Source organism: Shimwellia pseudoproteus (genome assembly GCF_016415625.1).
In the GTDB taxonomy this organism is placed as follows: domain Bacteria; phylum Pseudomonadota; class Gammaproteobacteria; order Enterobacterales; family Enterobacteriaceae; genus Shimwellia; species Shimwellia pseudoproteus.
Genome location: NZ_WBXP01000066.1, coordinates 1 through 13,146 on the forward strand (window position 1 = coordinate 1; position 13,146 = coordinate 13,146).

The 13,146-nt window shown below is 57.1% G+C and carries 11 protein-coding genes; 9 read left to right on the top strand and 2 right to left on the bottom strand.

Going from position 1 to position 13,146, the window contains the following annotated elements:
• Positions 1–75: 75 nt before the first annotated feature.
• Positions 76–795 carry a helix-turn-helix transcriptional regulator gene (locus F9C28_RS18465; protein ID WP_199016751.1) on the bottom strand — a complete coding sequence of 240 codons (720 nt, stop codon included), beginning with the start codon at positions 793–795 and terminating at the stop codon, positions 76–78.
• A 489-nt stretch (positions 796–1,284) separates the two neighbouring features.
• Here F9C28_RS18465 and tehA point away from each other — a divergent pair, with 489 nt between their 5' ends.
• The 3 genes from tehA to F9C28_RS18480 all read left to right on the top strand — a co-directional run bounded on the left by tehA (position 1,285) and on the right by F9C28_RS18480 (position 3,680).
• Positions 1,285–2,259, top strand: a complete 975-nt coding sequence (gene tehA, locus F9C28_RS18470) for a dicarboxylate transporter/tellurite-resistance protein TehA (RefSeq protein ID WP_332909429.1) — start codon at positions 1,285–1,287, stop codon at positions 2,257–2,259.
• Positions 2,256–2,852: a tellurite resistance methyltransferase TehB gene (tehB, locus tag F9C28_RS18475; protein ID WP_199016754.1), complete on the top strand. Its 597-nt coding sequence runs from the start codon at positions 2,256–2,258 to the stop codon at positions 2,850–2,852. The genes tehA and tehB overlap by 4 nt, the downstream gene beginning before the upstream one ends.
• A 159-nt stretch (positions 2,853–3,011) precedes the next feature.
• Positions 3,012–3,680, top strand: coding sequence for a DUF3313 domain-containing protein (locus F9C28_RS18480; protein WP_199016755.1), 669 nt, complete (start codon positions 3,012–3,014; stop codon positions 3,678–3,680).
• Positions 3,681–3,733: 53 nt separating this feature from the next.
• Here the strand turns inward: F9C28_RS18480 and F9C28_RS18485 are convergent, their stop codons facing one another.
• Complete coding sequence (locus F9C28_RS18485; RefSeq protein WP_199016756.1) at positions 3,734–4,633, bottom strand: DMT family transporter; 900 nt, start codon at positions 4,631–4,633, stop codon at positions 3,734–3,736.
• 168 nt (positions 4,634–4,801) lie between these two features.
• Here F9C28_RS18485 and F9C28_RS18490 point away from each other — a divergent pair, with 168 nt between their 5' ends.
• From F9C28_RS18490 to F9C28_RS18515, 6 genes are all read left to right on the top strand, one after another.
• Positions 4,802–5,683: a helix-turn-helix domain-containing protein gene (locus F9C28_RS18490; RefSeq protein ID WP_199016757.1), complete on the top strand. Its 882-nt coding sequence runs from the start codon at positions 4,802–4,804 to the stop codon at positions 5,681–5,683.
• Positions 5,684–5,810: 127 nt separating this feature from the next.
• Positions 5,811–7,778, top strand: coding sequence for a peptidase U32 family protein (locus F9C28_RS18495; protein ID WP_199016758.1), 1,968 nt, complete (start codon positions 5,811–5,813; stop codon positions 7,776–7,778).
• A 295-nt stretch (positions 7,779–8,073) separates the two neighbouring features.
• On the top strand, positions 8,074–10,284 hold the full coding sequence (locus tag F9C28_RS18500; RefSeq protein ID WP_199016759.1) for a glycosyltransferase: 2,211 nt from the start codon (positions 8,074–8,076) through the stop codon (positions 10,282–10,284).
• Positions 10,284–11,246: a tetratricopeptide repeat protein gene (locus F9C28_RS18505; RefSeq protein WP_199016760.1), complete on the top strand. Its 963-nt coding sequence runs from the start codon at positions 10,284–10,286 to the stop codon at positions 11,244–11,246. The genes F9C28_RS18500 and F9C28_RS18505 overlap by 1 nt, the downstream gene beginning before the upstream one ends.
• Positions 11,247–11,314: 68 nt before the next feature.
• Complete coding sequence (locus F9C28_RS18510) at positions 11,315–11,719, top strand: acyl-CoA thioesterase (RefSeq protein ID WP_199016762.1); 405 nt, start codon at positions 11,315–11,317, stop codon at positions 11,717–11,719.
• A 17-nt stretch (positions 11,720–11,736) separates the two neighbouring features.
• Positions 11,737–13,062: an aminotransferase-like domain-containing protein gene (locus tag F9C28_RS18515; protein WP_199016764.1), complete on the top strand. Its 1,326-nt coding sequence runs from the start codon at positions 11,737–11,739 to the stop codon at positions 13,060–13,062.
• The last annotated feature ends 84 nt before the right edge of the window (positions 13,063–13,146 follow it).

A 13,146-nucleotide genomic window follows, 5' to 3' on the forward strand; every position in this document is an offset into this window, starting at 1 on the left:
ACTATCGGCGAAGGTGAGTTGATGGCTCATGATGTCCCTCTGGGATGCGCTCCGGATGAATATGATGATCTCATATCAGGAACTTGTTCGCACCTTCCTAAGATGTATTGAGTTTTCTGCTCCGAATTTTTTAGCAATGTTCATTTTGTGGTATTGCACTGTTTTGTAATTTATACCAAGTATTTTTGATATTTCCTGAGGCGGCTTCTGGTCATATAACAGAAAAAACACCTGTAACTCACTGGGGGTAAGTTGGGGAATATCGCTGTGTTCTAAAATACGCTGAATACCGGGGCTGATGCGGTGCTGCTCTCTGAATCCGTTAATTACCGCGCTTAGTAAAAAGTCCACATTGTCTTTTTTGGACACCACGGTGACTTTTTCGAATGCCAGTAATTGCTTGATAAACACACAACAATCGACATCGGTAAATATAATGATGTGGTGCTTTTTCAGCACTGGCCACTGGCGGCGAATTAATGCAAAACACTCGGTTATCGAGTGCTGATTGTCGAAGATATCCATAATGATGGTATGGGTGTGGCTATCTTCGAGCATAAGAAACAAAGCAGAAAAATTATGCAGGCATCCCGCCACGGTTATTTGGTTATCTTTTAATAACCACCGCAGGCTGGTGTTTATCAGGGGATCTGAATCCATGATCGTGATTTTTTTCATATATTGAGAGCCCATATTTCCCCTTGAGAGATAGCAGCAGCCCTGACCGCGACCGGCACCTGCGGGCGGGCGTTCTTTTTTATCTCGATATGCGCTGGATACGCCTGTGGATGCCATAAAAAGGGGCCCCCACGCGAGTGGGATTGCCCCTGCCTGTCACGGTGTGGCCCGCCACTGGCGGCGGGCACAGCACCATCACAAAATGTTACTATAAAGTTAATTTAATGTAATGCGATAGCGTTGTCCGCAAATTGGGAAAAATGAAATCTATGTTGGCATGTGCATTTATTACGGCGTGTTAACCTATTTTTTTAGTTATAGCAGAGTATTATTCTGATCAGGCACCCGATTAGGGCAATCGCCGCCAGTGTGGTGTTGATGTTTTGTTGAAAATGCACCAGGAATGTTCTTGATTCACTATTTTTGTGCATTCACGCAGGGGGCGGCGGGCGAAAAACCCCTGAGGGGCGCCGGATGTATGGTGATTTGGTTCACGATAGATTAAAATGCCTTTCAAATACATTTTATATATTCAATAAAAATGACACGTTTTTTTGTGGGCAACACCGGCCGGATACCCCGTCTGGCGGTCAGTCGCGGGGCAATATTAATCTGCCTTCCGGCTATTTTGGTATGGTGCTGGGTATTATCGGTATGGGGCAGGCCTGGCGCTATGCCGCTACTATCTGGCCACTTCCCGAGGCCCCCGGCCTGTTGCTGATCGGGCTGGCTATCACTATCTGGCTGTTACTTGCGCTGGCCTGGCTCACCCGGTTGTGCTGCCATCCCCGGTACGTGCTGGATGAGATACGCCATCCGCTGCAAAGCAGTTTTGTTAGCCTGTTTCCGGCCACCACCATGCTGGTGGCGATTGCGCTGGTCCCGCTGGCGCGCCCGCTGAGCGTGGGGTTATTTAGTGTGGCGGTGACGGCGCAACTGATTTATGCCGCCTGGCAAAGCGGCGGGTTATGGCGCGGCGGGCATCCGGCAGAGGCGACCACCCCGGGCCTGTATTTGCCCACGGTGGCGAATAATTTTATCAGCGCCATGGCGTGCGGCGCCCTGGGGTATCACGATATCGGTATTCTGTTTCTCGGGGCGGGGGTTTTCTCATGGCTGAGCCTTGAGCCCGCTATCCTCTACCGACTGCGCAGTGTCAATGAAATGCCGTCCGCGGTGCGGACATCGCTGGGGATCCAGATGGCCCCGGCATTCGTGGCCTGTAGCGCCTGGCTAAGCCTTAACGGCGGGACCGCAGATGTTTTTGCCAAAATGCTGTTCGGCTATGGGCTGCTGCAATTGCTGTTTATGATCCGTTTGTTCCCCTGGTATACGGTTAACCCGTTCAATGCCGGGTTCTGGAGTTTCTCATTCGGCGTCTCTTCTCTTGCCGCCACGGCGCTCCATCTTGGCCACAATGCACCGGGCGGGGCGCTGGCGTGGATAGCGCTACCGTTGTTTATCTTTACTAATCTGATAATCGGGGTGTTGCTGCTGCGTACTGCGCTATTGCTGGTGCAGGGGAAATTGATTGTACGCACGCCGGTGCAGGTTATCTCCCCGGATAAGGAATCGAAATGACTGTACGTGATGAAAATTACTTTACTGAAAAATATGGCCTGACCCGTACCCACTCAGAGGTGCTGAATGCGGTTAACTACCTGCACGGTGGTAAAGCGCTGGATCTGGGTTGCGGCAATGGGCGTAATAGCCTCTATTTGGCCGCCAATGGCTTTGACGTGACCGCATGGGATAGGAATGCCCAGAGCATTGACAATGTGGTGCGTATTGCCGCCGAAGAAGGGCTGGAAAATCTCCATGCCGGGGTGGCGGACTTAAACGCGTTCCACCCGCAGGGGAACTGGGACTTTGTGTTGTCCACCGTGGTCATGATGTTCCTGGCCCCCGGGACCATTCCGGGGCTTATCCGGGATATGCAGCAGGTTACGCTGCCCGGGGGCTATAACCTTATCGTGGCAGCGATGGACACCGCCGACTTCCCCTGCACGGTAGGTTTCCCGTTTGCCTTCCGGGAAGGGGAACTGCGTGACTATTATCGCGGCTGGGAACTTATCAAATATAATGAAGATCCCGGCGAGCTGCACCGTACCGATGCCAACGGTAACCGTATTAAACTGCGTTTTGCCACCCTGCTGGCGCGTAAACCGGCCTGATCCCGCTCATCGCCCCCCAGCGGGGCGATTGCTTTTGTTAACTCCCTCTCAGAATTGGCTTTTAGTGTGTCACGGTTATTGCCACCATCGTTTATCGTCATACGCGGGTTAGCGGCTGATATTACGCCGTTTTTTTATGCTGTTTGTTGAGGTTTATTTATGAGAGTGCGTTTATCGCCGGTACGGATTGCATTAGTGGCAGGGATGTTGATGCTGGGAGGGTGTAGCTCGCCGCACACACCGGCGGAAAAATACTCGGGATTTTTGAAAAATTACAGTGAATTGCGTGAGACAACCTCCGCCAGCGGTAAACCGATACTGCGCTGGGTGGCCCCGGGGTTTGATGTCAGTAAATACGATACCCTGGTATACCAACCAATGAGCTATTACCCGGTGCCGAAGCCCTCCAGCCAGATTGGCCAGCGCACCCTTGATCAGTTACTGGCCTACGCGAACCAGCGCCTGAAAGCCAGTGCCGCAGAACGCATTAACCTTGTTGACCACCCCGGCCCCCACAGCCTGATTTTCCGCGGGGCGATAACCGGGGTGGACAGCTCCCGGGAAGGGCTACAGTTCTATGAAGTGGTGCCGGTGGCGATGATAGTGGCCGGTACCCAGGCGGCCACGGGCCACCGCACCATGAACACCCGCCTCTATTTTGAAGGGGAGGTGATTGACGCGGCCACCGGGAAACCGGTTATTAAAGTGGTCCGCTCCGGCAACGGTGAGGATCTGGCCAATGAACATACCCCGATGACTTTCGACACGCTGAAACAGGTGATCGATGATATGGCCACCGACGCGTCGATGTTTGAGGTGAAGCGCTAAACGCGGTGACCGGGGATGCCCGGTCACCTGTTGGTCACTCAGCGGCGCCGGCGTCAGGCTCGCTGGCTGACGCGCCATTGCCACCAGCCGGGTTTGGCAAACATCACCAGGTTGCCGGTAAGGATCAGGGCCAGCCCGATAATCCCCGGCACATTCCAGCGGTATCCCTCGAAGAAGGTTGAAATGGTCAGCGCCACCAGCGGGAACAGCAGCGTGCTGTATGCCGCTGGCCCGGCACCGATCCGCCGTACCAGGGTGAAGTAGATCCCAAAAGCGATAACCGAGCCAAATAGCGCCAGATAGATCAGTGCCCCGAGGTAGTGCCCGGTGAGGTAAGGGGCAAAACTGTCCCCGCGCAGGATAACAATCAGCGCCATGATCCCGGTACCGTAACACATGGCCCAGCTATTGGTGGTCAGGGTGTCCAGCCCCCGTTTCTGGTGGCGTAAATTGATAATATTGCCGAGGGAAAAACCATACGTGCCCAGTGCACTCAGCCCGATACCCGCCAGCAGCGCAGGCGCCATATGGCTGTGGGCCAGGTCCTCCCAAAACAGGGCGACAATCCCGCTTAGCCCCATGATAGCGGCGGCAAAAAAGCGCGCCGGTGGCCGCTGCCCCCAGAAGAGAAAGCCGTTAATGGCATTAAACAGCACCGCCATTGAGAAAATGACCGACTCCAGCCCGCTACTGATCAAGGTGGCCGCCTGATAAAAGCACCAGAAATTGAAGCAAAACACGCAGGCCCCCTGGAGCAGACAAAACAGATGATCACGCCGGGCCATCGGGCGCAGGCGTTTTGTCAATGTCATGGCCACCAGCATCACGCTACTGGCAATCGCAAAACGCCAGAAAATCGACACCGGTGCCGGGACGCTGCCTTGCTGCATCACAATGGCAATCCAGGTGGTCCCCCAGATGGCAACCACCAGGGCATATAAAAACAGGTTCATGGGTATTCTCCGCCAGTGTTTGAGAGCGGCAGTATGGTGGGATGGCGGGGAGGGCACTTGCAGCGGGTTGCGGTTATTGCAAAATCTTGCGCTTTTTTTCTGTGCTCCCGGCACAAGTCGCGCCAACCCAGGTAATATGGGCGCATCTTTACCGGGGATGAGTCGCCGATGGCCGCAGAGTCTTATAACTACTTTGATAACCTCAGCCGTTGTAAAGCCAGGCTGCACGATAACGTCTGGCTGGATAATGGCCTGCAACTGGCGGCGTGGTCTAACCGCAACGACCGGGTGCATCAGCACAGCGATCATCACACCATCAGCCTGTACGTGGCGGATGGCTACCAGACATACCACCGCACCCGGTACGGCTGGCAAAATGGCGGCGGCCCGGACAAAGCCTGCCTGATGCCGGAGGACAGCGAGTCCGAATGGGATATCCGCGGTGAGCTGGGCTTTGTGCATCTCTATTGCCGTAATAACCACCTGATCACCATTGCCGAGCAAATTTGGGATAAAAGCGCCCGGGAGCTACAGCTTGATGAAAAGATCTTTTTTGACGATGGCGGCATTTCCCGGCTCTATCGGCACTTTTTAATGGACTGCAACTGGCGGCAGCCCGCCAATCAATTGCAGCTTTCCAGCGCCGCCACCTTATTGCTGACCCATGTTGTGCGCCATTACAGTACCGTACAGTGGCGGCTACCGCGGATCACCGGTGGCTTATCCCCGGTGGTGCTGCGCCGTACGCAGGAGTGGATAGAATCGCACCTGTCCGGGGGATTAACCCTGCGCGAACTGGCGGCCGTTGCCGGGCTGAGTGAGTTTCACTTTGCCCGTATGTTCCGCCATTCGGTCAATATGGCGCCCCATCAGTATGTGATGCAGCGCCGGATGGCGCGAGCCGAGCAGTTGCTCAGCCACAGCCCGCTCAGCCTGACGGAGATAGCCCTGGGATGTGGGTTTAACTCTTCCAGCCATTTCAGTAACCGGTTTAAAGCGGTGTATGGCTGCACGCCCGGGCAGTTACGGGCGGCGCGCCAGGGAAAATAGCCCGCCGGCAATACCGCCGCCGCCAGTGTTTTTCAGCCCCGCAGCGGGCGCCGGGGGAAAGGGGTTTCTGAACCGGGCACTTATGACTACAATAATGCCCTTTCAGTCAGTCTGGATAATAACCACGATGCGCCAGCGCTCTCATCTTGAATTACTCAGCCCGGCCCGCGATACGGCCATTGCCCGCGAAGCGATTCTCCACGGGGCCGATGCGGTTTATATTGGCGGCCCCGGCTTTGGCGCCCGCCATAACGCCGGGAACAGCTTGCAGGACCTTGCGCAACTGGTCCCTTTCGCCCACCGCTACGGGGCGCGTATTTTTGTTACCCTGAACACCATCCTGCACGACAACGAACTGGAACCGGCCCGTAAGCTTATCCACCAGCTGTACGACACCGGTATTGATGCGCTGATAGTACAAGATATGGGCCTGCTGGAGCTGGATCTGCCGCCGATTGAGATCCACGCCAGTACCCAGTGTGACATCCGCAGCGTCGAAAAAGCCCGTTTCTTATCGGATGTGGGGTTCTCCCAGATAGTCCTGGCCAGGGAGCTGAATCTACAGCAAATCAAAGATATCCACGACCAGGTGGACGCCACCATAGAGTTCTTTATTCACGGCGCCCTGTGTGTGGCCTATTCCGGCCAGTGCTATATCTCCCACGCCCAGACCGGGCGCAGCGCCAACCGCGGCGATTGTTCCCAGGCCTGCCGGCTGCCCTATACCCTGAAGGACGATAAGGGGCGGGTAGTGGCCTATGAAAAACACCTGCTGTCGATGAAAGATAACGATCAGAGCGCCAACCTTGAGGCACTGATCGCGGCCGGGGTGCGCTCGTTTAAAATCGAAGGGCGCTACAAGGATATGAGCTATGTGAAGAACATCACCGCGCTGTATCGCCAGCAGCTCGACAGGATCATCGCGCGCCGCAGCGATCTGTCCCGGGCGTCCGCGGGCCGCACCGAGCACTTTTTTATCCCCTCAGCGGATAAAACCTTCCACCGGGGCAGTACCGACTACTTTATTCACGGCCGCCAGGGCGATATCGGTGCTTTTGACTCGCCGAAGTTTATCGGCCTGCCGGTGGGGGAAGTGCTGGCGGTGGGGAAACAGTACCTCGATGTTCAGGTGCGTGAGCCTCTGGCCAACGGTGATGGGCTTAATGTGCTGATAAAGCGCGATATTGTCGGCTTTCGGGCCAATACAGTGGAGAAGACCGCCGCCGATCGCTACCGGATTTGGCCCAATGAGATGCCCGCGGATCTCCACAAACTGCGCCCCCATCATGTGCTTAACCGCAACCTTGACCACAACTGGCAGCAGGCGCTGTTAAAGACCTCCAGCGAGCGGCGGGTGGCGGTGGATTTGGCCCTCGGCGGCTGGCAGGAGCAACTGATGCTTACCGCCACCAGTGAAGACGGTATCTCGGTGACCCAGTATCTGGATGGGCCATTCAGCCCGGCCAATAACCCGCAAAACGCGCACAGTACCCTGGAAGACGGGTTGCGCAAACTGGGCCAGACCCTGTATTACCCCCGGGAAGTGAATATCACGCTGTCCGGGGCGCTGTTTGTGCCTAACAGCCAGCTTAACCAGCTGCGCCGCCAGACCATCGCAGCGCTGGATGCCGCCCGGGAAGCCGCCTGGCAGCGGGGCCAGCGCAAGCCGGTGGCGCAACCGGCGCCGGTATTTCCAGATAGCCAGCTCAGCTTTCTGGCCAACGTCTATAACCAGAAAGCACGTCAGTTTTATCAACGTTACGGCGTCACGTTGATTGAGGCGGCCTATGAAGCGCACCAGGAGAAAGGCGAAGTGCCGGTGATGATAACCAAACACTGCCTGCGTTTTGCCTTCAATATGTGCCCGAAGGAAGCTAAAGGGGTCAAAGAGGTTAAAGCCTGGCGCGCCACGCCGATGCAGCTGGTGTATCAGGATGAGGTATTAACCCTGAAATTTGACTGCAAACCCTGTGAAATGCATGTCATTGGCAAAATAAAAAATCACGTCCTGAAAATGCCCCTCCCGGGGAGCGTGGTGGCGGAGATTACCCCGGAGGATTTACTGAAAACCCTGCCGTCTAAACGTGGCCGGTAACGCATCCCCGTTATTCGCTTCGCCATCCCCGCGGCCTGACCGTTAACCCTACCGCCAGCCCCTCGCCGTTCACCGGAGAGAGGGGCCTGGCGGCCAGAACGTTATCGGGATGTTTTAATTGTTAAGCATTGAATTATAAAAAGAAGGTTTAATGCTTTTCTGACGGATAAGATTTTAAAGTGTGACCAGGATCTACTATCATAGGCAGCGACCATCGCCTGAGTTCACTATTTTTTATGGTTCTATTGTCCTGCACTGTTTTTCCTTTCCGGGTTGCTGAGGCCCAAACGCATTTATGATTAGCCTGATCGATACACTGACAACCTGGCTGTATTTCCTCAAAATCGGGCTGATTATTTTGGCATCGCTGATGCTGATCAACGGGCTGGACGATCTGTTGGTGGATATTCTCTACTGGTGTCGAAAATCATGCCGCAGCGGCATTTCCCGGCCGGTGCCGTTCCCCTCAGCGGCGGATCCCCGTGAAAAACCACTCGCTATCCTGATCCCCACCTGGCAAGAGGCGGGGGTGATTGGCCAGATGCTCCGCCTGGCAACCCGGGAGCTGGATTATGAGAACTACCATATTTTTGTTGGCACCTACCGGGACGATCCGGCCACCACCGCTGAGGTGCAGGAAATCTGTGCCGCCTATTCTAATGTCCATCATGTGGAGTGCGTGCCGTCGGCCAGGCCATCAAAAGCGGTTTGCCTGAATAGCCTGCTGGATGCGGTATTCGGTTTTGAACGCCAGGCGAGCTTCACCTTTGCCGGGTTTGTGTTGCACGGTGCCCAGGATGTGGTGATGGCCCAGGAGCTCAAACTGTTCGGCCAACTGGTGGGGTATCACGATGTGGTGCGTATTCCTATTTATCCCTACGCCCGCCGCTGGTACCAATTCAGCGGGTTGAGCTATATCGATAAATTTGCGGAATTACAGGGCAAACTGCTGCCGGTGCGGGCCGCACTGACCGGGCAGGTTACCCGCACCGGTGCCGGATGCTGCATCAGCCGGCGGGCAATCATGGCCTTGCTGGAGGAAGGCGACGGCGTTGCCTTTAATATCGACAGCATGGCGGTCGATTATGAAACCGGATTTATTCTGCGCCGCCGCGGGATGCGGGAAATATTCTGCCGCATGAAAGTACCCCAGACCGGGGACCGTTTTATGGCGGCCGGGTTCCTGACCCCTATCCCGCAACTGATGTGTGTGCGCCGTTACCTGCCGGGCACCTTTTGCAGTGCCGTGCGCCAGAAAGCGCGCTGGAATGCCAGCAGTGCCTTTCAGGGGCACAATCGTCTGCGCTGGAGCCAGCACCTGTGGCCGAACTATTTCCTGTGGCGGGATCGCAAGGGGGTACTGGTCAGCGCGCTATCGCTGCTGATCGCGCTGTGCCTGCTTCAGCTTGGGGCGGTATGGGTATATGAACACAGTGTCGCGGATGCCTGGCACTTCCTCGGGGTATTCAGCGCCAGCCGGTTACTGATGGGGCTGCTGGTGGCAAATGGCGTGCTGCTACTCAACCGGATAATACAACGGGCGCTGTTTGTGGCGGTGGCGTACGGTGTCTGGCAGGGGGTGGGCAGTGTCGCGCGCCTGTTCTGGTCCCTGGTGGTGAGTATCAGCGCCTGGTGCTGTGCTATCTGGCGCTTCCTCACTGACCGGGATATGCGCAAATGGATCCGTGACAAGAGCCACCACTCCTTTCCGGCCCAGAGGATTCAGCGCCGGGATGCCACGCCCCTTGGTCAGATATTAATTGCCCAGGGGGTAATAACCCCGGCGCAACTGGAAGAGAGCCTGTCCCGGCGGATAAACGGCGTGCGTCTGGGAAGCAGTATGGTGCGCCAGGGGGTAATTACCCCGCAACAGCTAGCATCGGCGCTGGCGCACCAGGCGGGAATATCGGCGGAAGATGTCGACTGCCGTAAACTGGACCCGCAGATGATCAAACTGGTCCCGGCCCGGGTTGCCCTTCACTATGCGGTATTGCCCCTGCGCACCGAGCGGGGGACGTTAATTGTTGCCCGGGAGAGCCCGCTCGACCCGGTATCCCTGGCGGCGATGGCGCGTAAAATCGGCATGCCGGTAAAACACGTGATTGCCCCACCAGGCCAGGTGGTTGTCGGGGTGCGACGTTGGTACAGCCACCGCCGGGAAGATCACTACGCGTGTGTGGTCAGGGCTGTTGAAATGGGGTTGTTCAGCGCGGTGCAGGGTGAGCAACTGTGGCAGCAGTATGTTGCCGGCCAGGTGCTGTTTGCGGAAGTGCTGATAAGCCAGGCGTATATTAACCCGTCGGTACTGCATACCTTGCTGCTGCGTTATGAACACAGTGACCTGATGTTCGGGGAGTTTCTGGTGGAAGAGAACGTGGTCAGTGAAGATGCGGTTGCCAACGCACTGCGGCGCCAGCGGCAAATGCAGCCCACCATGGAAGGCTTGTTCAGCCAGCAGGGGATCAACCATTTTATGTTTGCGGCACTAAGCGCAGGGGCGTTGTAATGCGCATTGTCTGGAGCCTGCTGCTGGTACTGCTGCTGGGGGGAAATGCCCTGGCCGGCGATGATCTGGTGATGCCCCCCGGGCTGACCGATTACCAGCAATTTAAAGTGTATCCGTATCTGGTCCGCGCCAGAGAGGCGCTGGCCCGGGGGGATCAGCAGTCTGCCCTGGAAAACTACCGCCATGCCCATGCGCTGGTGCCGGGGAATGTCGATCTTACCCTGGCGGTGGCCCAGGCCTGGCATGAGGCCGGGCATGATGGTAAGGCCCGCCAGGTGCTGCGCCACCAGATGCGTACCCAACCGGATAATCCCCGGCTGCAGGCGGCGCTGGAAAAACTGCCCCTGCGCCTGCCGGAGGTCCATACCCGGGAGCGCCTGGAACGCTGGCAGGCGGGCTGTGAACGCTCGCCGGATCGGCGCTGCCTGATATCGGTGGCGCAGAAGGCCATTGAAATCGGGGCGCTGGACATTGCCTGGCAGGTGGTTAACCAGCCTGAGCTGATTAACGGCTTAGCGGGCCGGGATCTGTTAACGCAACTGTCCCAGGTGGCGATTGCCCAGCGCCAGTGGACGCTGGCGGACAATTGCTTTGCGTCGATGGATCACCGGGCCACCCTGGCCCCGCAACAATATGAACAGTGGTTTGAGGTACTGCAACAGTTGCAGGATGACCGGCGTATTCTCGATCTCCAGGGGCAGGGGGTGATGAACAGCCCGCAAATGCAGCTCGACTACGCCGAGTCGCTGGCGGCCAGGGGGGAAGCGGGCAAACTGGCGGATTATCTGGAAAGCCACGCCCCGCACTTCAGTGACCGCCAGCATGAACGCCGCTGGGTGCGGCTGATTTACCGCGCTTCCCGCCATCCGGTGCAGCAGGTTAACGCGTACCGGGCGGCCAGTAAGGCACGCCAGCATCACGGGGCGGCAGCGCAAAAAATCACCCCAGCCCCCCGGGAATAATAGCGCTCGGGTTTTGGCCCTTTTTTTGTTATCATATCCATCACATTTTGTAATGAATATGATCCACTATGAGTCGTCACGATCCCGAGTTTATCGCACAAAAAATTGCCTATTCCGAAAGCCGCGTCGCCAAAGTCGTTTTCCCGCCCACCATTAACCACCACTCAACGCTGTTTGGCGGCACGGCGCTGGCCTGGATGGATGAAGTTTCCTTTGTGACCGCCACCCGCTTTTGCCGTAAGCGCCTGGTCACGGTCTCCACGGAAAAGATCAACTTCCAGACCCCTATCCCTTCCGGCACCATTGTCGAACTGGTGGGGAAAGTCACCCGGGTGGGCAATTCCAGCCTGACGGTTACCGTCACCGTTTTCCTCGAAAGTATGTACCAGGACGGCAGCGAAGCGGTGATCAACGGCCAGTTTAACTTTGTGGCGGTTGACGATGACGGGAAGCCCACACCGCTTTTTGACTAGTCTGCATTGTACTGACGATGAAAAAATACCAGCAGGTCGCGGCCAGTATCCAGCACCAGATAGCCCTCGGTGCCTGGCTTCCCGGGGATAAATTACCCTCCCTGCGGGAGCAGGCGGCCCTGACGGGCACCAGCCTGATCACCGTCACGCACGCTTACCAGCAACTGGAGCGTCAGGGGGTTATCCAGGTGCGCCCGCAGTCCGGCTACTACGTGAGCCCGACACTGGCACCGCCAGTCAGCGACGGGCCCGGGCCACAGGCCGGGAGTGATTCCCCGGCTGATATCCAGGGAATCAGCCAGGCGGTTTTTGATGTCTTACAGTCCAGCTGCCGCCCGGGCATGGTGGCGTTCGGCTCCGCCTTTCCGGACCCCGGGTTATTCCCCCATCGCCAGCTCAACCAGGTGCTGACGCGCGTCAGCAGTAGCGCCACCGCCTACAGCGTGGCGGATTATCTCCCGCCCGGCAGCCTGCCGCTGCGCCGCGCCATTGCCCGGCGCTATGCCCAGCAGGGGATTGCGGTGGATGCGGCTGAAATCGTCATCACTGCCGGGGCCCTGGAGGCCCTGAACCTGAGCCTGAGCGCGGTCACCGCGCCGGGGGATTATGTCATTGTCGAGACGCCGTGTTTCTATGGCGCCCTTCAGGCAATCCAGCGTTTGCGCCTTAAACCGGTGACTATCCCATCCACCGCCGGTGAGGGGATCGACATGGCGGCACTGGAAACCGCCCTCAGCCGCTGGCCGGTAAAAGCCTGCTGGTTGATGACCACCCATCAGAACCCCACCGGCTACAGCCTCAGCCCGGAAAAAAAACAACATCTGGTGGCCCTGCTGGCCCGGCATCAGGTGGTGCTGATTGAGGATGACGTCTATGGTGAACTGTACGACGGGGTGGCAAAACCACTGCCGGCCAAAACCTGGGATAATGCCGGGCAAGTATTACACTGTGCGTCGTTTTCTAAGTGTCTGGTGGCCGGGTTTCGCATCGGCTGGGTGGCCGCCGGGAAATATGCCCGCAGCATCCAGCAAATGCAGTTTATGAGCACTTTGTCTGCCAGCTCACCCATGCAGCTGGCGGTGGCGGAATATCTGGCGACCCAGCGCTACGATGCCCACCTAAAGCGCCTGCGCCATACGCTGCATCAGCGTAAGCAATATGCCCGGGCGTTGCTGGCGGCCACCTTGCCAGAGGCGGTAACCATCCACTGCCATCCCGGGGGATATTTTCTGTGGCTTGAATTACCGCCGGGTATTGACAGCCAGCGCCTGAGCGAGCGGGCACTGGCGGACAATATCAGTATTGCGCCGGGGCATCTGTTTACTTTCCAGGGGCTTTGTTGAATAAATCGAACTTTTAGCCGAAATTAGGATCAGATCACCACACTCCTGACCCTGTAGCGACATCCTGTGACAAAGCAAAAGTTC

Coding starts and splice junctions, on each gene's coding strand:
- F9C28_RS18510 (WP_199016762.1), top strand. CDS start 11,315: ATGAGTCGTCACGATCCCGAGTTTATCGCACAAAAAATTGCCTATTCC.
- F9C28_RS18480 (WP_199016755.1), top strand. CDS start 3,012: ATGAGAGTGCGTTTATCGCCGGTACGGATTGCATTAGTGGCAGGGATG.
- F9C28_RS18485 (WP_199016756.1), bottom strand. CDS start 4,633: ATGAACCTGTTTTTATATGCCCTGGTGGTTGCCATCTGGGGGACCACC.
- F9C28_RS18515 (WP_199016764.1), top strand. CDS start 11,737: ATGAAAAAATACCAGCAGGTCGCGGCCAGTATCCAGCACCAGATAGCC.
- tehB (WP_199016754.1), top strand. CDS start 2,256: ATGACTGTACGTGATGAAAATTACTTTACTGAAAAATATGGCCTGACC.
- F9C28_RS18495 (WP_199016758.1), top strand. CDS start 5,811: ATGCGCCAGCGCTCTCATCTTGAATTACTCAGCCCGGCCCGCGATACG.
- F9C28_RS18500 (WP_199016759.1), top strand. CDS start 8,074: ATGATTAGCCTGATCGATACACTGACAACCTGGCTGTATTTCCTCAAA.
- F9C28_RS18465 (WP_199016751.1), bottom strand. CDS start 795: ATGGCATCCACAGGCGTATCCAGCGCATATCGAGATAAAAAAGAACGC.
- F9C28_RS18505 (WP_199016760.1), top strand. CDS start 10,284: ATGCGCATTGTCTGGAGCCTGCTGCTGGTACTGCTGCTGGGGGGAAAT.
- F9C28_RS18490 (WP_199016757.1), top strand. CDS start 4,802: ATGGCCGCAGAGTCTTATAACTACTTTGATAACCTCAGCCGTTGTAAA.